The sequence below is a fragment of the Streptomyces sp. NPDC048734 genome (genome assembly GCF_043198675.1).
In the GTDB taxonomy this organism is placed as follows: Bacteria; Actinomycetota; Actinomycetes; order Streptomycetales; family Streptomycetaceae; genus Streptomyces.
The window spans coordinates 59,595-80,968 of sequence record NZ_JBICUZ010000023.1 but is presented as its reverse complement, the minus strand read 5'-3'; the positions used below and the strand labels follow the sequence as shown (position 1 = coordinate 80,968).

Here is a 21,374-nt window from a genome sequence, read left to right as displayed (position 1 = left end):
CCCCTCGACGCCTACGCCGACTCGCGCCGCACCGGCTCCTTCATCCTGATCGACCCGAACGACGGCACCACCCTCACCGCCGGCATGGTCGGCGATTCGTTCACCCCTCCGGCACCCGTCGACGACACCGACCACGGCGGACGGGACGTCTGAACGAGCTCCGTGGACCCACCCGCCGACCGTCTCCCGGCCGGGGTCCGACCGACGTGCTCCACGCGCTCGGCCGGCCGTGACCGCCGGGGCCACCGAGAGGACCCCTCCCGTGTCTGCCACCACCGTCCCGCGCCGCGCCCTCGCGGTCCTGGCCGCGCTGCCGCTGCTGGTCCTCGCCGGCTGCGGCTACGGGTCCCAGGCCACCGACAGGGGCGCGGCGAAGATCGCTCCCCAGGCGGAGAAGACCGACGGTCTGGACTCCGTGATGATCGGCTACTTCGGCAACGTCACGCACGCCACGGCGCTGGTGGGCAACCGCAAGGGCTTCTTCCAGAAGGCGCTGGGCGCCACCGAGGCGAAGTACGCGGTGTTCAACGCCGGTCCGTCCGAGATCGAGGCGCTCAACTCGGGCTCCGTCGACATCGGCTGGATCGGCCCCTCCCCCGCCATCAACGGCTACACCAAGTCCGGCGGCAAGAACCTGCGCATCATCGGCGGTTCGGCCTCCGGCGGGGTGAGGCTGGTCGTCGACCCGGACAGGATCGCGTCCTTGCGGGACGTCGAGGGCAAGAGGATCGCCACCCCGCAGCTCGGCAACACCCAGGACGTGGCCTTTCTCCACTGGGCCGCCGGCCAGGGCTGGACGATCGACCCGATGACCGGCAAGGGCGACGTCACCCTCGTCCGCAGCGACAACAAGGTCACGCCGAACGCCTTCCGGGCCGGCGCGATCGACGGCGCGTGGGTGCCGGAGCCGACCGCCTCCAAGATGGTCGCCGAGGGCGGCAGGGTGCTGCTCGACGAGGTGTCGCTGTGGCCGGACGGGCGGTTCGCCACCACGAACGTCATCGTGTCGCAGCGGTTCCTGAAGGACCATCCGAAGGCCGTCGAGGCCGTGCTGAGGGCGTCCGTGGAGACCAACCGGTGGATCAGGGCCCATCCCGAGGAGGCCAGGGCCGCCGCCAACGAGCAGATCGGGATCGACGTCGGCAAGGCGCTGCCCGCCGAGGTCATGGACCCGGCCTGGGAGTCGCTGGAGGTGACCGACGACCCGCTGGCCGCCACCCTCGCCGCGCAGGCGGACCACGCCGTCGAGGCCGGTCTGCTCGAGGAACCCGACCTCCGGGGCATCTACGACCTCACACCGCTCAACAAGGTCCTCGCGGCCGAGGGCGAGGCCGCCGTCAGCGACGCCGGGCTCGGCGTCCGGCGATGAGCCCGGCCGACGGTGAGCCCCGATCACGACCACTGACCAGGAGGTGACGACCATGATCACGACCCTCGCCGCGGCCGCCGCGGCCGCCGAGGCCGACGCGGCGACCGGGGCCACCGGGACGGCCGCGCGCGCCGCCCGGATCGCGCACGTCTCGAAGTCGTTCCCGGGCCCCGCCGGAGGGCAGCTCGTGCTGGAGGACATCAGCCTCGACATCGCCCCCGGCGAGTTCGTCACCCTGCTGGGTGCCTCGGGCTGCGGAAAGTCCACCCTGCTGAACCTGGTGGCCGGTCTGGACCGGCCGAGCTCCGGCACCATCGAGACGGACGGGCGTCCCGCCCTGATGTTCCAGGAACACGCCCTCTTCCCGTGGCTGACCGCGGGCAGGAACGTCGAACTCGCCCTGAGGCTGCGCGGCGTGCCCAGGTCCGAGCGCCGCGGGCGGGCCGAGGAGCTGCTGGAGCTGGTCCGGCTGAAGGGCGCGTACGGCAAACGGGTGCACGAGCTGTCCGGCGGCATGCGCCAGCGCGTGGCGCTGGCCCGGGCCCTCGCCCAGGAGAGCCGGCTGCTGCTGATGGACGAGCCGTTCGCGGCACTCGACGCGATCACCCGGGACGTGCTGCACGAGGAGCTGACCCGCATCTGGCGGGAGACACACCTGTCCGTCCTGTTCGTCACGCACAACGTGCGCGAGGCCGTCCGGCTCGCCGAGCGCGTGGTGTTGCTGTCGTCCCGCCCGGGACGCGTCGCCCGCCAGTGGACGGTGGGGATCCCGCAGCCGCGCCGCATCGAGGACACCGCCGTGGCGGAACTGTCCGTCGAGATCACCGAGGAACTGCGTGGGGAGATCCGCCGCCATGGCCGGCACTGACACCTTCGTCCAGGGAGGCGACAACGATCTCGCCGGCCTGGAGGCGGGGCTGGACGCACTGGAGACGGTGCACACGGCCCGCACGCCGTTCCGGCAGGTCCTGACCGGCAAGATCATGCCGCCCGTCCTCGCCGTCGCGCTGGTGCTGGCCGTCTGGCAGGCACTGGTGTCCTTCGGGATCGTCGACGACCCGGCCAAGCTGCCCGCCCCCGCCGACGTGTGGCACGTCCTGCGGGACGCCTGGCTGAAGGGGGAGCTGCTCGGCTACATCTGGACGTCCGTCTCCCGCGGCCTGCTCGGCTTCCTGCTCGCCCTCGCCATCGGCACCCCGCTGGGCCTGCTGGTGGCCCGGGTGAAGTTCGTGCGCGCCGCGATCGGCCCGATCCTGTCCGGCCTGCAGTCACTGCCGTCGGTGGCGTGGGTGCCGCCCGCGGTGATCTGGCTGGGCCTGAACAACAAGATGATGTACGCCGTCGTCCTGCTCGGCGCCGTGCCCTCCATCGCCAACGGTCTGGTCTCCGGCGTCGACCAGGTGCCCCCGTTGTTCCTGCGCGCCGGCCGCACGATGGGCGCCGGCGGGTTGCGGGGCATCTGGCACATCACCCTGCCCGCCGCGCTGCCCGGTTACGTCGCGGGGCTCAAACAGGGCTGGGCGTTCTCCTGGCGGTCGCTGATGGCCGCCGAGATCATCGCCTCCTTCCCCGACCTCGGCGTCGGCCTCGGCCGGCTGCTGGAGAACGGCCGCAACGCCAGTGACACGGCCATGGTCTTCGAGGCCATCGTGCTCATCCTCGTCGTCGGCATCGCCGTCGACCTGCTGGTCTTCAGCCCGCTGGAACGCTGGGTCCTGCGCAGCCGCGGACTGCTGGTGAGGAGCTGAGAGCCCTTCTCGAGCGGGGCTCGACCGACGACCTGCCGCTCCTTGAGAGGCGTCGCCCAAGGTGGCGGTGAATGGTTGGCCGGCGAAACGGAGACCGACATGCGGGTACGGCGCGCGTCCGCCCTGAGGGCCCTCGGCAGGAGCCTCGGCGAGGGAGCCGTGTGGATGGGACTCGGCTGGTACGGAACGCATCTGCCCCACCCCTGGACGGGATACGCGGTCCCGCCCGCCGAACGGCCGTGCCTGCCCCCGTTGTCGGAGGATGAGTTCGCCCGGTGGACCGCGCTGGTCGAGGACCTGTGAGACCCGACCGCAGCCGTCCGGCGCCCGTCGTCCGGACCCGACCGAGGAGAAGGAGACCAGGGTGACCACCACCGGGTCGGCGACCGCCCACGTTCCCGTGCAGAAGCGGCGCGTACTCAAGCTGTTCCGCCCGTACCGCAGGAGCCTGCTGTCCGTCGCGTTCCTGGTCGCGGGCTCGTCGCTGGTCTCCCTCGTCAACCCCTTCCTGATCCGCGAGATCATCGACGTGGCGCTGCCGCAGGGCAGGACCGGGCTGCTGTCCCTGCTGGCCCTGGGCATGGTCGTCGTCGCGGTCGCGAACAGCTCGTTCAACGTGTGGCAGACCTACCTGTCCGCCAGGGTCGGCCAGCTGGTCATGCACGACCTGCGCACCGCCGTCTACTCCCACCTGCAGCGCATGTCTCTGGCCTTCTTCACCCGGACCCGCACCGGTGAGGTCCAGTCGCGCATCGCCAACGACATCGGCGGGATGCAGGTGACCGTGACGACCACCGCGACGGCGCTGGTGTCGGACGTGACGACCGTCATCGCCACGGTCACCGCCATGGCCCTGCTCGACTGGCGGCTCACGCTGGCTTCGCTGATCGTCCTGCCGGGCTTCGTCTGGGTGAGCCGCCGCGTCGGCGACGAGCTGCGCGTCCTCACCCGGTCGCGGCAGCGCCAGTTCGCCGACCTGTCGTCGAACGTGCAGGAGTCGCTGTCGGTCAGCGGCATCATGCTCGGCCACACCATGGGCCGTTCGCGTTCGCTCAGCGACGCGTTCGCCGCGCAGTCCCGCAGGCTCACCGACACCGAGGTGCGCGCGAGCACGGCGGGCCTGTGGTACCAGTCCACCATCTGGGTCGTCATGGCGGCCATGCCCGCGGTGATCTACTGGGTGGCGGGGCTGACCGCGAGCGGCGGCCGCATGGCCGTCTCCATCGGCGAGCTGGTCGCCTTCGCGACCCTCCAGCAGATCCTGTTCCGGCCGGCGCAGCGGCTGCTGACCATCGGTCTGGACATCCAGAGCTCACTGGAGTTGTTCGGACGCATCTTCGAGTACCTCGACCTGCCCGTCGACGTCGCCGAGCCGGAGCGGCCGGTGGTGCCGGCGAGCCTGCGGGGCGAGGTGCGGCTGCACGGCGTCGGCTTCCGTTACGCGGGCGCCGAACGGCCGACGCTGGACGGCATCGACGTGACGGTGCCCGTCGGGCGCAGCCTCGCCGTCGTCGGGGAGACCGGCTCGGGCAAGACGACGCTGAGCTACCTCATCCCGCGCCTGTACGACGCGACGTCGGGCACCGTCACGATCGACGGCGTCGACGTGCGCGACCTGTCCTTCGACACGCTCGCCGCCGCGGTCGGCGTCGTCTCCCAGGAGTCGTACCTCTTCCACGCCTCGGTCGCCGACAACCTGCGGTTCGCCAAACCCGACGCGACGGACGAGGAACTGGTCGCGGCGGCGCGGGTGGCGCACATCCACGACTACCTGATGTCCCTGCCCGACGGCTACGACACGGTGGTCGGCGAGCGCGGGTACCGGTTCTCCGGCGGTGAGAAGCAGCGGCTGGCGATCGCCCGCGCCATTCTGCGCGACCCGCCGGTCCTGGTGCTCGACGAGGCCACCAGCGCACTGGACACCCAGACCGAGCGGGCCGTCCAGAAGGCCATCGACGCGGCGAGCGCGGGCCGTACCACCATCACGGTCGCGCACCGGCTGTCGACGGTCCGCAACGCCGACGAGATCATCGTGCTGGAGCGGGGGCGCATCGCCGAGCGCGGCACTCACGAGGAGCTGCTCGCCCTCGGCGGCCACTACGCCGCGCTCGTCCGCCGGGACACCGAGATGGCGGCCGTGTAGGGCGCGGCGCCCCCGGCGGCCGGAGCCCGGACAGCCCTGCCCTGGACGCGACTTCGAGCGGCTCTGCAGCGGCCATTGCCTACTATCCGGCGAATGGAGACTGCGTCTGCCGACATACCCGACTCGCCCGTACTCAAGCGGCGCACCCTGCTGCGCGGTGGCGTCCTGGCCGGCCTGGGCTCGCTCGTGCCCGCGTCCTTTGTCTTCGCCGCGCCGGACGGTCCGGGCGCCGGCGGTGCCGAACCGTCGGCGGACGGACTGCTGCTGACGAAGTTCAGGGACCCGTTGCGCACGCCGCCGGTGCTGCGGCCCGTCGCCCGCGGCGGTCACGACGAGCTGACCGTGCGCATGCGCACCGCCGACGTCCGGGTGCACTCGGAGCTGCCCCCGGTGCGGATGTGGACGTACGAGGGGAGCCACCCGGGCCCGACGATCGAGGCGGTCCGCGGCCGCCGGCTCCGGGTGGCCTGGGAGAACCACCTGACGGGGACCGTCCCGGTCACCGCCGTCGACTTCGGGCTGCCCGGCGGTCCCGCCCCCGACCCGCTGTCCAACTACCCCGGAACAAAGGGCTGCCGGGAGGTCCCCGGGGTGGCCGGTCTCCAGCCGTGGGCGGCGGTGCACCTGCACGGCATGCTGACCGGGGGCGGCAACGACGGCTGGATGGAGAACCTGGTCGGTCCGGGCGACGTGCAGCTGTCGGCGTACCCGAACGAGCAGGCCGCGACGACGCTCTGGTACCACGACCACACCCACCACGTGAGCCGCTTCAGCGTGTACGCCGGTCTCGCCGGCCTGTTCGTCCTTCGCGACGAGGAGGAGCGGGCGCTGGGCCTGCCCAGGGGCAGGCACGAGGTGCCGCTGGTCCTCAGCGACCGCAACTTCGCGCTGGACGGATCGGGCGCGCTCACCGGACGCCTGGTCCACAAGGTGGAGATGGTCGGCACGAAGCTCATGCGCGCCCACGCGGCCCCCTACACCCTGGTCAACGGCGTGATCTGGCCCTACCTCGAGGTGGACCCGCGCTGGTACCGGTTCCGGATCGTCAACACGGCCAACTCCCGGATCTACCGGCTGATGCTGCTGGCCGACGGCCGGCCCGTCCCCGGCGCCCTCCAGGTCATCGGCACCGACCAGGGCCTGCTCGACAAGCCGCTGCCGGTCGACGGGGCGCTCAACCTCTCCTCCGGCGAGCGTGCCGACGTGCTGGTCGACTTCAGCGCGTTCCGCGGCCGGTCCCTGAAGCTGGTCAACACGATGGAGGGCATGCCGCCCGGCGGGTCCAGCGCCCGGCACGACCTGCTGGAACCCGACGTGATGCAGTTCCGCGTCGCCGGCCGCGGGTCCGCCGGCCGGTTCACGCCGCCCGCGGTGCTCTCGCCCACCTTCGAGCGGCCCGCCCACGAGGACCTGCCGCACGGCAGCACCCCCCGGTGGGTGGTGCTGGTGGGTCCGGGCCCGGCGAACGTGCCCGAGCTGTGGGAGATGGAGGAGGTGACGGAGGCCGACGCGGCGGGCATCACGTTCCCCTCCGCCGGGATCGTCCAGGTCGAGGACGCCGAGGGGGCCGTCACGACGCTGCGCCGGACGGCCATGGACTACGACGAGGGCCGCGCGTTCACCGTGGCGCACGGCAGCGTGGAGATCTGGAAGTACCTCAACCTCGCCGCCTCTCCCCACCCCATGCACATCCACCTGGCGCACTTCCAGGTGCTGTCCCGCGAGAACTACGACGTGACCGGGTTCGACCGGACGGTCCGCGGTTCGGCCAGGCCGGTGGCGTTCCTCGGGGCGGCGGAGCTGGAACCGCACGAGCGCGGGGAGAAGGACACCGTCAGGGTGGGCACGGCGGGTCAGATCCGTCCCGGCCCCAACGGCACCCCGGGCGAGCTGGTCACCGTGGCGGTCCGCTTCCCGGTCGTCGGCCGGGGGGTCCACCACTGCCACATGCTGGAGCACGAGCAGCACATGGTGCGCCCGCTCGTGGTCGGCCCCGCCGCCCGCCGCCACGCGGGCGGCCACCACTGACAGCACGGCGAGTGCCCGCGGCGGTGGTCGGCGCGGGCACTCGGTCGGGCAGCGCGGCCGGGCACCGTACGGGGCCGTGCGCGGCGAAAGCCTGGGTGCGCCGGCCGGCGGCGCTGTCGGGCGCTCGGTCGGACGACGCGGTCGGACGGTGCGGTCGGACGACGCGGTCAGGCGGCGCGGTCAGGCGGCCTTGCGGATGATCTCCACGGCGCCGGAGTCCAGCAGCGTGCGGACGGCGGACTCGCCGTCGGCGACGTCCAGGTCCATGTCGTGGAGGCGGCCGATGACGTTCTGCACGACGTTCTCCGGCTTCGTCTTCTCGGTGCCCTCCCAGACCAGATCCGGGAAAACGGTCAGATAGACCTTGTCGTTTCCCTGGCTGTAGATGTTCACTTCCATGACGTCACGGAGAGCCATCCGGGCTTCGTAGATCAGGTTGTTCATGTGCCACCGACTTTCGGTATCCGGTTTCTGAGGCTTCCTGGCCACACGTACCGACCTCATGATGGTCAGCGGCCGATGAGTGCGCAACGAGGTCCGGAGAATACCCCGTTCAACTGCGGGAAATCCGCGATCGAACGGGGTTGCCAATTGCCGGTGTTTGACAGAAAAAGGCCGCGCTGAGGACCATCGGTACTGTCCGCGAATGCCGCAGGCCGCATCCCACGAAAAGCATCCGGAGTGCCATGAAAATCCTGTTCATAACCACGGGCAGCCAGGCCACCTACTATGCCGCTGCTCCGCTGGCGACGGCCGCGCGCAACGCGGGCCACCACGTCATGCTGGCCGCCCACGAGCCGTGGGTGGAGACCGCGGAGGCCATCGGCCTTCCCACCTTCTGCTTCACCGTCGACCCGATCCGGCACTTCATGCGGATCAGCAACCCGGGCAAGGGACTGCGGTTCCCCCGGGAGCTGGGCGACGAGGAGATGTTCGGGCAGGGCCGCGGCTTCGCGCAGATGGGTCTGGCCGGGGTGAAGTCCCTGCTGGAGCTGGCCAAGGACTGGACCCCGGACGTGGTCGTGGGCAGCTCGCAGAGCTACGCCGCGATGCTGCTCGCCGCCCACCTGAAGGTCCCGTACGTGCGCCACATCGAGTACCTGGGCATTCCGCTCACCGGTATCGACCCGGGCGCCGAGGCCGAGCTGCGGCCCGAGATGGAGCGGCTGGGCGTGGACGGGCTGCTCAAGCCCGATCTGCTCCTGGACTCCACCCCGCCGTCGCTGCGGCCGTCCCACGACCCGGACGCGCAGCCGGTGCGCTGGATCCCCAGCAACCCGCAGCGCCGGCTGGAGCGCTGGATGTACACCCGCCCCGAGGGCCGCAAGCGCGTGATCATCACCTCCGGTTTCCGCAGCCTGATGTTCCGCGACCCGGGCTGGTCCATGCCGTTGCTGGTCAAGGAGCTGGACAAGCTGGGTGCCGAGGCGCTGATCGCCGCGAACCCCGGCGCCGTCGAGCGGTTCGGCGCGGAGCTGGGCGACGCGCGCGTCGGCTGGATCCCGATCGACGTCACCGCCGCCACCTGTGACCTGGCGGTCCACCACGGCGGCGCGACCACCGCCACGACGCTCATGGCCAACGGCGTACCGCAGCTGGTCATCCCGGAGAACCCGCCGGAGTTCCCGCCGAACTACCACCGGGAGGCCATCGCCAAGGCCATCACCGACTTCGGCGCCGGCAAGACGCTGTGGCCGCAGGCGCAGGAGCCCGACAAGGCGCCGGGCGAGGTGATCGCCGCGGCCTGCAAGGAACTGCTGGAGAACCCCGGCTACACCGAGCGGACGCAGTTCATCGCCAAGGAGATCTCGACGCTGCCCACGCCCGCCGAGATCGTGCCCAAGCTGGAGGCGCTGGTCTGACGGCCGGCGCGTCGGCCCCGGCAACGCCGGTCGCCCTGGGACCACGGAGGACCTCTCCGTCGGTCCCAGGGCGACCGGCGTTGTGCGTGTGTGTGGAGGGGACGGGAGGGGAGGGGAGGGTACGGCCGGGCCGCGGCCCGGCGGGCGGGCGGCGGTCCGGCCGCGGGATCAACGGGCGGCGAGGGCCTCGATCTCGCGCAGCACCTCGTCGGGGGTCGGCAGTGCGGCGGCCTCCGCGGCAACGGCACGGGCCCGTTGCGCGTACCGGGGGTCGTCGAGGATCTCGCGGCAGCCCGCGACGATCGCCTCGTCCGGATCCTGTCCGGCCCGCGGCCGGTGCCGGTCCACCAGCACGGCGGCGCCGAAGCCGCTGACGGCCTCCGCGACGGCCTTGCCGTAGCCGTTGTCGGGAACGATCAGCTGGGGCACCCCCGCGTTGATCAGCGTCATGGCCGTGGTGGCACCGCCGTGGTGGACCGCGAGGTCGCAGGTGGGGGCGACCACGTCCAGCGGGATCCAGCCGATGCGCACGTCGCCCAGTTCCGCGCCGTACCGCTCGGCGGCCTCGGGAAGCGCCGCGATCAGCACCTCCACCCCCGCCCCGGTCAGGTCGTCCACGAGCCGGCGCAGCGAGCTGCCGGGGGTCTCCAGCAGCAGGTTGCGGGTGCCCGCGGTGATCAGTGCCCGGCGGCGGCCCTCGGGGCGGGTGTACATCCACGGCTCGACCCGGCGCTGGCTCACCCGGGGGACCCAGCGCATCGCCCGCGCGGCGGGGGCGCCGGGCGGGCGCAGCGACGGCGGGCACAGGTCGATGAAGAGGTCGGGCGCCGGCAGCTCGGTCAGCCCGAGGCGTTCCAGCTGCGGCTGGAGTTCCGCCACCGCCGTGCGGTCCCGGTGCGCCATCGGGGCGATGTGCCAGATGTGGCGGACGTAGGGCACCTTGAGCCGGGCGGCGAGCACCCGGGGGACGTGGGACAGGCCGCCGACGACCAGGTCGGGGCTCCACTGCCGCGTCAGGTCGAGCAGCGCGTCGATGCGGACGGTGGCCGTCATGGCGTCCTGGCCGTAGCGCATGCGCTCGGGGGTGATGCAGACCGCGGGAAGCCCGACGGACTGTGCGGCCGCCATCAGCGGTTCGTCGGCTGCCAGCAGGATCTCGTGGCCGGCGTTGCGGGCGGCGGCGGCGAGGGGGGCGACGCCGAAGACGGCCGCCTGGCTGCCACCGACGGTGAACAGTATTTTCATGGCTGTCGCACTTCTTCCGTTGGGGATCGCGGGGGTCTGCGGGAGGCGGTGCGGGGTTCAGCCGGCCTGGGCCATCTCCATGACGTACCGGCCGTAGGAGGAGTTGGCGAGGCGGCTGCCGAGCCGGTAGCAGGACTCCCGGTCGATGTAGCCCATGCGCCAGGCGATCTCCTCCAGGCAGGCGATGCGCACCCCCTGGCGGTGTTCCAGGACCTGGACGTAGTCCCCGGCCTCCATGAGCGCGTCGTGGGTTCCGGTGTCCAGCCAGACGAAACCGCGGCCCAGCGGGATCAGCTGGGCCTCGCCGCGCTCCAGGTAGACGCGGTTGAGGTCGGTGATCTCCAGCTCGCCGCGTTCGGAGGGCCGCAACCGCCGGGCGATGTCCACGACCTGGTTGTCGTAGAGGTACAGCCCGGTGATCGCCATGTTGGTCTGCGGGTTGGCGGGCTTCTCCTCCAGGGCGACGAGTCTGCCCTGCTCGTCGAGGGTGCCGACGCCGTAGCGCTCGGGATCGCGCACCGGGTAGCCGAACAGGACGCAGCCCTTGATGTCCTGCGCGGCCCGCTGGAGCATGGGCCCGAACTCGTAACCGTGGAAGATGTTGTCGCCCAGCACCAGGGCGACGGAGTCGTCCCCGATGTGGTCCTCGGAGACCAGGAACGCGTCGGCGAGCCCCCGGGGCTTGTCCTGCTCCGCGTAGGTCAGGGTGATGCCCAGCCAGGAGCCGTCGCCCAGCAGCCGCCGGAACATCTCCGAGTCCTCGGGCGTGGTGATGATCTCGATTTCGGTGATCCCCGCCAGCATGAGAGCCGAAAGCGGGTAGTAAATCATCGGCTTGTCGTAGACCGGGAGCATTTGCTTGGAGACTCCGAGAGTGATCGGATGGAGCCTCGTGCCATTGCCGCCGGCCAGGATGATGCCCTTCACCGTGGCGCCTCCTCAGTAACTTCGTGCCAATTAGGCAGTGCCCGCACTTTATCGGCGTCGGCCACCCGGCCGAAAGGCTCCTCGGCGCCCCGCCTTGAATGGCTTCTTTGTTGACAGGCACGGGTCCGCTTACTCAGGCTGACGGCATACCGGTTCAGGCATGCGCATTTACTGTCGTCGTTTAGGTGGACCTGTGGAAAACGAAGATCTGACGCCCGTTCTCGAATCCGAGCAGAGGGCCGGTATCGGCATCATCGGATGCGCCGACATCGCCGTGCGCCGGGCCCTCCCCGCGATCCACCGGTCGTCGTTCCGGCTGGTGGCGGTCGCGAGCCGCTCCCGGGAGAAGGCCGAGACCGTGGCGGCCGGCGCCGGCTGCGCGGCCGTCGAGGGCTACAAGCGGCTCCTGGAACTGCCCGGCATCGACGCGGTCTACATCCCGCTGCCGAACAGCGAGCACGCCACGTGGGCGCGACGGGCGCTGGAGGCGGGAAAGCACGTCCTGCTCGAGAAGCCCGCGGTGCCCGCCGAGGAGACGGCCCGGGACCTCGTCGCGCTCGCCGAGGAGCGCGGTCTGGTCGTCATGGAGAACTTCGCGTTCCTGCGGCACCCCCAGCACGAACAGGCGCGGGCTCTGGTGGCCGACGGGGCCATCGGGGAACTGCGCTCCTACCACGGCGCGTTCGGCATTCCGCCGACCGATCCGCGCGGGATCAAGTACCAGGCGGACCTGGGCGGCGGGGCGCTGTGGGAGGTCGGCTGCTACCCGGTGCGCGCGGCCCAGGAGTACCTCGGGCCGTCGGCACGGGTCCTGGGGGCCGGCCTGAAGTCCGATCCGGAACTGGGCGTGGACGTCTCCGGGGCGGCGCTGCTGGGTGACGACGACGGCGTCACCGCGAACTGCTCCTTCGGCCTGTCCCACGGTTACCGGTCGGCCTACGAGCTGTGGGGGAGCCAGGGGCGGCTGGTCCTGGAGTGGGCGTTCACGCCCTCGGCCGGCGCCCGCCCGGTGCTGCGGCTGCAGCAGAAGGACCGCGAGACGCAGATCCTCGCCCCGGCCTCGGACCAGTTCCTCGGCGTGTTCACCACGTTCCACGAGGCCGTGCGCGACCCGGCGGCGCGGGCGCGGCACCACCGCGACCTGGTGCGGCAGGCGGGGCTGATGGCCCGCATCCGCGCGCACGCCCTCGGTGGGGAAGCCCGGTGAGCGACGGCCGGTGAGGCTCACCGGGCTCACGGGCTCACCGGGGAGCCGAGAACGGCGGTCGGTCGCCGGGCTCACCGGGGAACGAGGAACGGCGGTCGGCGTCCCCTGACGCCGACCGCCGTTCCTCGCGCGCGCTACCGTCCGCCCGGTGCCGCGGTGAGCGGGCGGGGCGGGCACTGTTCGTAGGTGGGCAGCAGGCCGGCCGCCGCCGCCTCGGCGAGGGTGGGCGCCGCGGCGTCCTTGTCCGAGCGGATCGGCGGTTCCTTCAGGTCCCACGGCAGGGCGAGGTCCGGGTCGAGCGCGTCGACGTCGATCATCGTCCCCGGCACGTACTCCTGCGAGCAGAGGTAGCTCATGCAGGTGTCGTCCGTGAGGGCGAGGAAGGCGTGCCCGACCCCGTCGGGCAGGTACACGGCCGTCCCCGTCTCCGGGCTCTGGAGGGTGACGTCGTAGTGGCCGAAGGTCGGCGAGCCGACCCGGAGGTCGACGGCGATGTCGAGGGCGCTGCCCCGCACGCACGTGACGAACTTGGCCTGGCCGGGCGGGACCGTGGTGCCGTGGATGCCCCGCAGGGTGTTGCGCCGGGACACCGAGTAGTTGACCTGGCGGACCGTGAACTCCCAGCCGCTCTCCGCCAGCAGGGCACTGGCCCGCACGGACTCGAAGAAGTGGCCGCGGCGGTCGCTCAGCGGCTCGGGTTGGACGCGGTAGGCGCCGGGGACCGTCATTTCCGTTATCAGCACCGAAGTCTCCTCGCCGGCTCAACCGGTGGCGGCCGCGGCGCCGGCCGCCCGGGCGATCCGCTGCCGCATGGAAGCGGTGTCGTTGGTGCGCGGGAACTCCTCCCGCGGGACGTCGACACCGAGGAAGGCGCACAGGGGCTCCCAGCCCTGCTGCACGTCGTAGACGAGGACGTTGTCCGCGCCCATGACGCGCACCACTTCCTCGTTGTGCCGGTGGTAGACCTCGATGGCGTGGTCCTTGTCGTCGAACCGGCCGCCGAACAGTCCGTCCCAGACCATGGTGCTGGTGATGCGGAACAGCCGGGCCTGCGGGCTGCCGGGCTCCGGCGGGTTCGCCGTGCTCCGCAGGGCGAACTGGTACAGGGTGTCGTGGGTGCTGCGGTACCAGCTCTCGGCGTCGCGTACCGTGAGGATCACCTTGGCGTCGGGGAACGCCTCGCTGATCTGCCGGTAGTGGACGGCGCAGGGGCCGTCCACCGCGGAGCGGTAGCCGTCGAAGACGCCAGCCCAGTCGGGGCGCTCGCCGTCACAGACGATCCTCTCCCACCGCCGCAGCCGCTCCGCGTCCCCGACGATGTCGAACATGTGGAAGGAGGGGCCGAGACCGAGCCGGTCCAGGGCCACCTTCAGTGAGGTCGTACCGGTCCTGCCCAGACCGGCGTTGATGAGCTTCAGCACGGTGCCGTCTTCCCTTCCTCAGCGCCAGACCGCGGCTTCCTGGCGGGTGGCGACGTTCACCCGGTTCCAGAAGTTGACCAGGCCGATGTGCATGACCAGGGCGCCGAGCTGCTCGTCGGTGTAGTACTGGGCGGACTTCTCCCAGACCTCGTCCGACGCCATGTCCTGCGGGTCGGTCATCAGCGTGACGGCCTCCGCCATCTCCAGCGCGCAGCGCTCGGCCTCGTCGAAGCAGGAATCGGTGCGCCAGCCGGCCACCCGCGGCAGCCGCTCGTCCGTCCCGGCCGCCTGCTCCGGGTCCTCGGGAAACGTGTAGACGCGGCCGTTGATCTCGCTGACGCGCAGCCGGACGAGGTCGAGGGTGGTCTGCGGCACGCCCACCTTGCCGATGACCTCGGTCAGGTCGAGCAGGGGCTGCAGTGCGCCGGGAACGACCAGGGAGGGGTTTTCCATCCGTGTCATCGGGTCTTCTCCTGTGCGGTGTGCGGGAATGAGTCGGTTGCTCGCGGCGGCCTCAGACCGGGATGCCCTCGATGACCGAGATCGGCGCGCTGGTGGGAACGGCCCTGGTGAGCTCGAAGCCGGCCTTGGCGAACAGCTCGGTGTACTCGGCGAGCGTGCGCTCCTGGGCGCCGAGCATCAGCATCAGCCAGAGGTCGATGGTCTTGCCGAGGTGCTTCTCGTTGTCCTCCGGGATCACGTACTCGATGACGAGCAGCTTCCCGCCGGGGGCGATCGCCTCGCGCGCGTTGCGCAGCGCGGTGACGGCGTCGGCCTCGGAGAAGTCGTGGATGATGTGCTTGAACACGTAGGCGTCGCCGCCCGCGGGCAGCTTGCCGAGGTAGCCGCCGTGCTCGATGGTGAGCCGGTCGGCGACTCCGGCCGCCTCGAAGAGCGCCGGGGAGTCGACGGTGGCGATCTCGGAGTCGTACAGCACGCCCTTGGTGTCCGGCGCCTGGCCGAGGATGCCCGCCAGGAGGTTGCCGCGGCCGGCGATGACGTCCACGACCGTGCCGAACCCGGAGAAGTCGTAGGCGGCCAGGATCGGGTCGGTCTCCGAGGCCGAGAGCCCGCCGAACGCCTGGAAGAACACCCGGGCGTAGTCGGGGTTGGCGTGGAAGAAGTCCAGCGCGCCCATGCCGCGCAGCTTGGGCAGGTTGGCCTCGCCGGTCTCCACGGTGTCGAACAGGTGGCCCCACTCCTCCCACAGCGTGGGGTGGTTCATCAGCAGGGCGAAGCCGCGCATCGAGTCCGGGGCGTCCTCGCGGAGGCTGCCGGACATCGGGGTGTTCTCGTACCGGCCGTCCGGGCGGACCGCGAACACCCCGTGGCCGGCGAGCGCGCGCAGGACGCGGTGGGTCGCCCTGGGGTCGGACCCGACCCGCGCCGCGATGTCCTCGACGGACAGCGGGCCGTCGGCCAGCACGTCCGCGACGCCGAGCCGGGCCGCGACCGAGATCGCCTGGGTGATCACCGCGCCCTGGACGAGGTGGAGCAGCGCGTACGAGTCCGACTGGTCACGAACCTCGGGCAGCAGGGACATGCCTTTCCTTTCGGAGCGCCTTTTTTCGCGGATTCAAGACAATAGGTCGGCGATTTGCGAAACCGCAACTTCCGCATTCCCGCAATGGTGCCCCCGGCGTTCGACCGGGGAATTTGAGCGGTTGAACAGGACCCGTCCAGCCCCGCTCCAGTGAAATTCCGGCCCCGCTTGCCAAATTGTTCCGGCCCGGCTACATCGAGGAGGCCCCGTTGCGGCACGACACCCCAACCCCGGTGGATTTCTGGTTCGACCCGACCTGCCCCTGGGCGTGGCTGACCTCCCGCTGGATCCTCGAGGTCGCCCGGCAGCGGCCCCTCGAGCTGCGCTGGCACCTGATGAGCCTGACCGTGCTCAACGAGGGGCGCGCCGACCTGCCCGAGCGCTGGCACCGGGACCTCGCCGCGCGGCTGGAGCCGGTGCGGGTGTGCGCCGCCGCCGAGCAGGCCCACGGCCCGCAGGTGCTGGGCGGGCTGTACACCGAACTCGGCACCCGCTTCCACCTGGAGGGGGCGCCCAGGAAGCACGCCACCTACGCGGCGGCCCTGGCCGCCGCGGGCCTCGATCCCCGCCTCGCCGACGCGGCCGGCCGCGACACGTACGACGACGCGGTGCGCGCCTCGCACCACGACGGCATCGGCCGGGTCGGCACGGATGTGGGCACGCCCGTCGTCGCGGTGGGGGACGTGGCGTTCTTCGGCCCCGTGGTGACACCCGCCCCGCGGGGTGAGGCCGCGACGCGGCTGTGGGACGGGGTGCTCGCCGTGGCGGCGACCGACGGGTTCTTCGAGCTCAAGCGCACCCGCACCCGGGAACCGGTCTTCACCTGAGCGGCGTCAGCGGGCCGCCGCGACCACGGGGGCCGTCCAGTTCTCGGCCAGCCAGCTCTCCAGCGTGACCAGGCCGGGCCGGGTGCGGCGCAGTTCGTCGAGGTCGGCGCGGTAGCCGTCCCGCTCGAACCAGTCGAACATGTTGGCGAGGTCGGGGCGGGCGTTGCGCAGCGGCTCGATCGGCAGCCGCTGGTAGCGGGTCGGGACGCCGGAGACCGCCTCGAAGGCCGCGGCCATCTGCGGCCCGGTCAGGGAGTCGCCGGCGATCTCGACCACCCGGCCCAGCCAGGCGTCCGGGTCCTCGAAGGCGTCCGCGGCGAACACGCCGATGTCGCTGGTCGCGATGAGCTGCACCGGGATCCGCGGGTCCAGCCACATGGCCAGTACCAGTTCGCCCCCCGTCGGGCGCGGGGCGATGTCGAGCAGGATGTCGTGGAACATGACCGGCCGCAGGACCGTCGTCGGCAGGTCGAGGGTCCGCAGGTACCGCTCCACCCGGTGCTTGCTCTCGAAGTGCGGGACCCGGGTGTCGCGGTCCGCGCCGCCGACCGAGCTGTAGACGAAGTGCCGCACCCCGGCCCGCACCGCGGCGTCCGCCACCGCCCGGCCCTGCCGCTCCTCGGCCTCGACGCCGCCGGGCCCCCGGAAGGTCTGGACGCTGAACACCCCGTGGACGCCTCGCATCGCCGCCGTCAGCGACGCCTCGTCGTCCATGTCGCCGCGGACCAGGACCGCGCCCGCCTCCCGCAGCGCCTCCGCCTCCGCCCTGGCCGGGTCGCGGACCAGGGCGTGCACGGTGTGGCCGCGCCGCAGCAGTTCGCGGGCCACCGCCCCGCCCTGCCGGCCGGTCCCGCCCAGCACCAGGATCGTTCCGTCAAGCGCCACTGTGTGTCTCCATGTCTCGTGCCCGCCGGGGACTCGCCCGGCGGTGCGGTCGGATGCGGCGGCCGCGGGGCGGACGCCGTGCGTCGGGGGTCGCGCGCTACCAGGGGACGGGCCCCTCGTCCGCCAGGCACGCGCCCGAGGGGCCGGACTCGTCCAGCAGGGCGAGCCGGACCACGACGGCGGCCCCTTCGGCGGGGGTGCGGTGGCCGCGGTGGTGGTTGATGTCCGTGGCCACCACTCCGGGCAGGGCCGCGTTGACCTTGACCGGGGTCCCCCGCAACTCCTTGGCGTAGGCGACCGTGACCGCGTTCAGCGCGGTCTTCGACGACTGGTAGGCGATCATGTTCACGCCCGCCAGCGGGGAGTCCGGGTCCGCGTTCAGGGTCAGCGACCCCACATGGCTGGACAGGTTGACGATCCGGCCGGCCGGGGAGCGGTGCAGCAGCGGCAGCATCGCGTGGGTGACGGTGACCACGCCGAAGACGTTGGTCTCGTAGACCTCCCGCAGGTCGGCCGCGGTCGCCCGGCTCGGGGCGCCGGTGAAGCCGCCCGCGGTGCCGGCGTTGTTCACCAGGATGTCCAGGCGGCCGTGGCGCCGTTCGATCTCGCGGGCGGCCTCGGCGACGCAGGCCGGGTCCGTCACGTCGAGCCGCAGCGCCGTCGCGGCGATGCCGTCGGCGGCCAGCGCGTCGGCGGCCTGCTTGCCGAGCGTCTCGTCGCGTGCGCCGACGATGACGACGATCCCCCGCTCACCGAGCTGCCGCGCCGCGGCGAATCCGATGCCCTTGTTGGCGCCGGTGACGAGGGCGATCTTCTCGTCTGTCACGTCAGCTTCCTTTCTGCGGCCGGTAATGCGCGCATTCACCATGGGAAGAAGCGAAACCCGAAGGCACCCGACGATATTGCTGCGGTGCGGACCGTGCGCTCAAGCGTTCACCGCCGTGTTCAATCGCGCCGACTCCACGGTCGAACGCCCCACGGCGCCCACGGAATTCCGAATCGTTGCGGCCGGAGATTGCCCTGAGTAGCTTCACCATGGCCAACCATTGCCACAGCGCAGAGGGCCTCAAAGAATGAAAACAACTGACGTCATCGTGGTCGGTGCGGGGCCGGTCGGCCTGATGCTGGCCGGAGAACTGCGTCTGGCCGGAGTGGACGTGGCCGTCTACGACAGGCTGCCCGCCCCGACCGAGGAGTCCCGGGCACTCGGCTTCAACCGGCGGGCCGCCGAGTCACTGGACCAGCGCGGGCTGCTGCCCCGCCTGGGCGCGTTCCGATGGGGCCCGATGGGCCACTTCGGCGGGGTCCGCTTCGACCTCGACATGCTCGACGAGGACCACAGCGGGGTGCTGGGCCTGTCCCAGGCCAGGACCGAGGAGGCGCTGGGCGGCCGGCTGGCCGAGCTCGGCGTGCCGGTGCGCCGCGGCTACGAGGTGACCGCTCTGCGCGAGACGGCCGAAGGTGTCGTGGTGTCCTTCGCCGGCCCCGAGGGCCCGAGCGAGGAGACGGCCCGGTACGTGGCCGGCTGCGACGGTGCGGGCAGCACGGTGCGCCGGCTGGCCGGCATCCCCACCGCCGACTGGGAGCCCACCCGGGGCATGTACACCGCGGAGATCACCGGTGTCACCCCGCGCCCCCGGCCGATCGGCGAGCGGCTTCCCGGCGGCCGGATGGTGGTGTGCACCCCGCTGGGCGGGGGCCGCTGCCGGGTGGTCGTCCACGACCCGGCCCTGCCCGCCCGCCCGGAGCCGGGTGCGCTGACGTTCGCCGAGGTCGCCGCCGCGTGGCGGCGGCTGACGGGTGAGTCGATCGACGACGCGCGGTGCCTGTGGCTGTGGGCCTCGGGCAACTCCTCCGCGCTGGCGCGGGAGTACCGGCGCGGCCGGGTGCTACTGGCGGGCGACGCCGCGCACGAGATCCCCCCGCTGGCCGCCTGGGGGCTGAGCGCCGGGCTGCAGGACGCGGTGAACCTCGGCTGGAAGCTGGCGGCGGCGGTCGAGGGACGGGCCCCCGAGGGCCTGCTGGACACCTACCACGCCGAACGCCACCCGGTCGGCGAGCAGTTGGTCCGCAACGCCCGCGCGGCCGCCAAGCTCTACCTCGGTGACGAGGCCATGGACCCGGTGCGCGAGGTGGTGGGCGAGCTGCTGGCCCACAAGGACGCCGCCGAGCAGGTCGCCGGGGTCGTGAGCGGCCTCGGCATCCGCTACGACCTGGCCAAGGGCGACCACCCCCTGCTCGGCCGCCGCATGCCGCCCGACACCACCCTCACCCTCGCCGACGGCACCCGCCCCCGCGTCGCCGAACTCCTGCGCACCGGCCGCGGCCTGCTCCTGACCACCGACGACACCACCGCCCGCACCGCCCACCGCCACACCGACCACGTCGACGTCGTCACCGGAACCTGGACCACCGAACCCCCCACCCCCCTCGACGCCGTCCTCGTCCGCCCCGACGGCTACGTCGCCTGGACCTCCCCCGGCACCACCGACGACCTCACCCGGGCACTCGACCACTGGTTCGGCACCGGACGCGTCCCGCAGTCCGCCGGCCGGTGAGCGCCGACGGCACCCTTCGAACAGGAGTGAACACATGGCCAGGGATGTAATCGTCGTCGGGGCCGGCCCGGTCGGGCTGATGACGGCGGGCGAACTCAGGCTCCGCGGCGTGGACGTCGTCGTCCACGAGCGGCTGCCCGCCCCGACGCGCCAGTCGCGCGGCGCGAGCTTCACCCGGCGCACCGCCGAGTGCTTCGACCAGCGGGGCCTGCTCGACCGGCTCGGCGCCACCGAGCCCGCCGACAGCCACTTCGGCGGGGTGCCGATCGACCTCGGCATGCTGGCGGAGGACCACTACGGGCACCGGGGGGTCTCCCAGTTCCGCACCGAGCGGATGCTGGAGGACTGGGTGGGCGAACTCGGCGTGCCGGTCCTGCGCGGCCGGGAGGTGACCGGTCTGCGGCAGGACGACGACGGCGTCGTGGTGAGCGTCGACGGCCCCGACGGGACGACCGAGGAGAGCGCCGCCTACCTCGTCGGCTGCGACGGCGGGCGCAGTACCGTGCGCAGACTGGCCGGGATCGGCTTCCCCGGCACCGACGGCAGGCGCGGCTTCCTCACGGCCGACGTCACCGGGATCGACACCCGCAGACGGCGCATCGGGGAGAACCTGCCGGGCGGCAGCATGGTGATGGCGATGGACCTGGAGAACGGCGTCACCCGGGTCGTCGTCCACGAGGCGGGGACGCCGCCGCCCCGCGACCGGGACGCGGTCGCCTACGCCGACCTCGCCGACGCCTGGCAGCGGCTCACCGGCGAGTCCATCCACCACGGGGAGTGCCGCTGGATCAGCTGCTTCACCGACGCCTCGCGAGCCGCCGCCGAGTACCGGCGCGGCCGGGTCTTCCTGGCGGGCGACGCCGCGCACGTGCAGCCCCCGGCGATGGCGCAGGGGCTGAGCGTGGGCGTGCAGGACGCGGTGAACCTCGGCTGGAAGCTGGCGGCGGCGGTCGAGGGACGGGCCCCCGAGGGCCTGCTGGACACCTACCACGCCGAACGCCACCCGGTCGGCGAGCAGTTGGCGCGCAACGCCCGCGCGGCGATCGAGCTGCGGCTCACCGGCGAGGACATGGACCCGGTGCGCGAGGTGGTGGGAGAGCTGCTGGCCCACAAGGACGCCGCCGAGTACGCGGCGGGCATGCTGAGCAACCTCGGCGTCCGCTACGACCTGGCCAAGGGCGACCACCCCCTGCTCGGCCGCCGCATGCCGCCCGACACCACCCTCACCCTCGCCGACGGCACCCGCCCCCGCGTCGCCGAACTCCTGCGCACCGGCCGCGGCCTGCTCCTGACCACCGACGACACCACCGCCCGCACCGCCCACCGCCACACCGACCACGTCGACGTCGTCACCGGAACCTGGACCACCGAATCCCCCACCCCCCTCGACGCCGTCCTCGTCCGCCCCGACGGCTACGTCGCCTGGACCTCCCCCGGCACCACCGACGACCTCACCCGGGCACTCGACCGCTGGTTCGGCACCGGCCACCGGCCCTCCAGCAGCCCTCGACCGCAGGGCGGGGAGCCCCGGCCAGACTGCCAGGACCTGTCTTGACGCCGGTCGCCGGCGCCGAGACGGCCTCTACGACACTAACCACGAAGGATCTGGTG

General features: G+C 72.2%; 20 protein-coding genes. 11 read left to right on the top strand and 9 right to left on the bottom strand.

What is annotated here, in order from left to right; all coding sequences use genetic code 11:
• Positions 1 to 262 precede the first annotated feature (262 nt).
• From ACGFQC_RS34315 to ACGFQC_RS34290, 6 genes are all read left to right on the top strand, one after another.
• On the top strand, positions 263 to 1,369 hold the full coding sequence (locus ACGFQC_RS34315; protein ID WP_363092575.1) for an aliphatic sulfonate ABC transporter substrate-binding protein: 1,107 nt from the start codon (positions 263 to 265) through the stop codon (positions 1,367 to 1,369).
• A gap of 52 nt (positions 1,370 to 1,421) precedes the next feature.
• Entirely contained in the window at positions 1,422 to 2,237 is an 816-nt protein-coding gene (locus ACGFQC_RS34310; RefSeq protein WP_363092574.1) for an ABC transporter ATP-binding protein, read from the top strand.
• Positions 2,224 to 3,117 carry an ABC transporter permease gene (locus ACGFQC_RS34305; RefSeq protein ID WP_363092573.1) on the top strand — a complete coding sequence of 298 codons (894 nt, stop codon included), beginning with the start codon at positions 2,224 to 2,226 and terminating at the stop codon, positions 3,115 to 3,117. Before ACGFQC_RS34310 ends, ACGFQC_RS34305 begins: the two co-directional genes overlap by 14 nt.
• A 75-nt stretch (positions 3,118 to 3,192) precedes the next feature.
• Positions 3,193 to 3,420, top strand: a complete 228-nt coding sequence (locus ACGFQC_RS34300; RefSeq protein WP_363092572.1) for a hypothetical protein — start codon at positions 3,193 to 3,195, stop codon at positions 3,418 to 3,420.
• A complete protein-coding gene (locus tag ACGFQC_RS34295; protein WP_393289085.1) occupies positions 3,380 to 5,260 on the top strand; it encodes an ABC transporter ATP-binding protein in 1,881 nt (626 codons plus the stop codon). The genes ACGFQC_RS34300 and ACGFQC_RS34295 overlap by 41 nt, the downstream gene beginning before the upstream one ends.
• A 93-nt stretch (positions 5,261 to 5,353) precedes the next feature.
• Complete coding sequence (locus ACGFQC_RS34290) at positions 5,354 to 7,288, top strand: multicopper oxidase domain-containing protein (RefSeq protein ID WP_363092570.1); 1,935 nt, start codon at positions 5,354 to 5,356, stop codon at positions 7,286 to 7,288.
• A 180-nt stretch (positions 7,289 to 7,468) separates the two neighbouring features.
• On the opposite strand, the gene ACGFQC_RS34285 is transcribed toward ACGFQC_RS34290, so the two are convergent.
• On the bottom strand, positions 7,469 to 7,732 hold the full coding sequence (locus ACGFQC_RS34285; RefSeq protein ID WP_363092569.1) for a hypothetical protein: 264 nt from the start codon (positions 7,730 to 7,732) through the stop codon (positions 7,469 to 7,471).
• A 242-nt stretch (positions 7,733 to 7,974) separates the two neighbouring features.
• Here ACGFQC_RS34285 and ACGFQC_RS34280 point away from each other — a divergent pair, with 242 nt between their 5' ends.
• On the top strand, positions 7,975 to 9,150 hold the full coding sequence (locus ACGFQC_RS34280) for a nucleotide disphospho-sugar-binding domain-containing protein (protein WP_363092568.1): 1,176 nt from the start codon (positions 7,975 to 7,977) through the stop codon (positions 9,148 to 9,150).
• Positions 9,151 to 9,318: 168 nt separating this feature from the next.
• Here the strand turns inward: ACGFQC_RS34280 and ACGFQC_RS34275 are convergent, their stop codons facing one another.
• A complete protein-coding gene (locus ACGFQC_RS34275; protein ID WP_363092567.1) occupies positions 9,319 to 10,395 on the bottom strand; it encodes a nucleotide disphospho-sugar-binding domain-containing protein in 1,077 nt (358 codons plus the stop codon).
• A 57-nt stretch (positions 10,396 to 10,452) separates the two neighbouring features.
• Entirely contained in the window at positions 10,453 to 11,322 is an 870-nt protein-coding gene (gene rfbA, locus ACGFQC_RS34270) for a glucose-1-phosphate thymidylyltransferase RfbA (RefSeq protein WP_363092566.1), read from the bottom strand.
• A gap of 193 nt (positions 11,323 to 11,515) precedes the next feature.
• Here rfbA and ACGFQC_RS34265 point away from each other — a divergent pair, with 193 nt between their 5' ends.
• The gene (locus ACGFQC_RS34265) at positions 11,516 to 12,529 is read left to right on the top strand and encodes a Gfo/Idh/MocA family oxidoreductase (RefSeq protein ID WP_363092565.1); all 1,014 of its coding nucleotides are present in this window, start codon (positions 11,516 to 11,518) and stop codon (positions 12,527 to 12,529) included.
• 134 nt (positions 12,530 to 12,663) lie between these two features.
• On the opposite strand, the gene ACGFQC_RS34260 is transcribed toward ACGFQC_RS34265, so the two are convergent.
• From ACGFQC_RS34260 to ACGFQC_RS34245, 4 genes are read right to left on the bottom strand one after another with little or no spacing between them, the layout of a single operon-like run.
• Positions 12,664 to 13,272, bottom strand: coding sequence for a dTDP-4-dehydrorhamnose 3,5-epimerase family protein (locus tag ACGFQC_RS34260; protein WP_363092564.1), 609 nt, complete (start codon positions 13,270 to 13,272; stop codon positions 12,664 to 12,666).
• A gap of 18 nt (positions 13,273 to 13,290) precedes the next feature.
• On the bottom strand, positions 13,291 to 13,950 hold the full coding sequence (locus tag ACGFQC_RS34255; RefSeq protein WP_363092563.1) for a sulfotransferase family protein: 660 nt from the start codon (positions 13,948 to 13,950) through the stop codon (positions 13,291 to 13,293).
• Between the two features lie 18 nt (positions 13,951 to 13,968).
• The gene (locus tag ACGFQC_RS34250) at positions 13,969 to 14,412 is read right to left on the bottom strand and encodes a carboxymuconolactone decarboxylase family protein (protein WP_363092562.1); all 444 of its coding nucleotides are present in this window, start codon (positions 14,410 to 14,412) and stop codon (positions 13,969 to 13,971) included.
• Between the two features lie 52 nt (positions 14,413 to 14,464).
• Positions 14,465 to 15,493 (bottom strand): methyltransferase, encoded by a 1,029-nt coding sequence (locus tag ACGFQC_RS34245; RefSeq protein ID WP_363092561.1) that lies wholly within the window; start codon positions 15,491 to 15,493, stop codon positions 14,465 to 14,467.
• A 209-nt stretch (positions 15,494 to 15,702) separates the two neighbouring features.
• Between ACGFQC_RS34245 and ACGFQC_RS34240 the strand changes: the two genes are divergently transcribed.
• Complete coding sequence (locus ACGFQC_RS34240; RefSeq protein WP_363092560.1) at positions 15,703 to 16,320, top strand: DsbA family protein; 618 nt, start codon at positions 15,703 to 15,705, stop codon at positions 16,318 to 16,320.
• A 6-nt stretch (positions 16,321 to 16,326) separates the two neighbouring features.
• Here the strand turns inward: ACGFQC_RS34240 and ACGFQC_RS34235 are convergent, their stop codons facing one another.
• On the bottom strand, positions 16,327 to 17,205 hold the full coding sequence (locus ACGFQC_RS34235) for an NmrA/HSCARG family protein (RefSeq protein WP_363092559.1): 879 nt from the start codon (positions 17,203 to 17,205) through the stop codon (positions 16,327 to 16,329).
• A gap of 97 nt (positions 17,206 to 17,302) precedes the next feature.
• Positions 17,303 to 18,031 carry an SDR family oxidoreductase gene (locus tag ACGFQC_RS34230; protein WP_363092558.1) on the bottom strand — a complete coding sequence of 243 codons (729 nt, stop codon included), beginning with the start codon at positions 18,029 to 18,031 and terminating at the stop codon, positions 17,303 to 17,305.
• Between the two features lie 247 nt (positions 18,032 to 18,278).
• On the opposite strand from ACGFQC_RS34230, the gene ACGFQC_RS34225 reads away from it, so the two are divergent.
• Both ACGFQC_RS34225 and ACGFQC_RS34220 read left to right on the top strand, forming a co-directional pair.
• Entirely contained in the window at positions 18,279 to 19,763 is a 1,485-nt protein-coding gene (locus ACGFQC_RS34225; RefSeq protein ID WP_363092557.1) for an FAD-dependent monooxygenase, read from the top strand.
• Between the two features lie 34 nt (positions 19,764 to 19,797).
• Positions 19,798 to 21,318, top strand: a complete 1,521-nt coding sequence (locus ACGFQC_RS34220; RefSeq protein ID WP_363092556.1) for an FAD-dependent monooxygenase — start codon at positions 19,798 to 19,800, stop codon at positions 21,316 to 21,318.
• Positions 21,319 to 21,374: the final 56 nt, after the last annotated feature.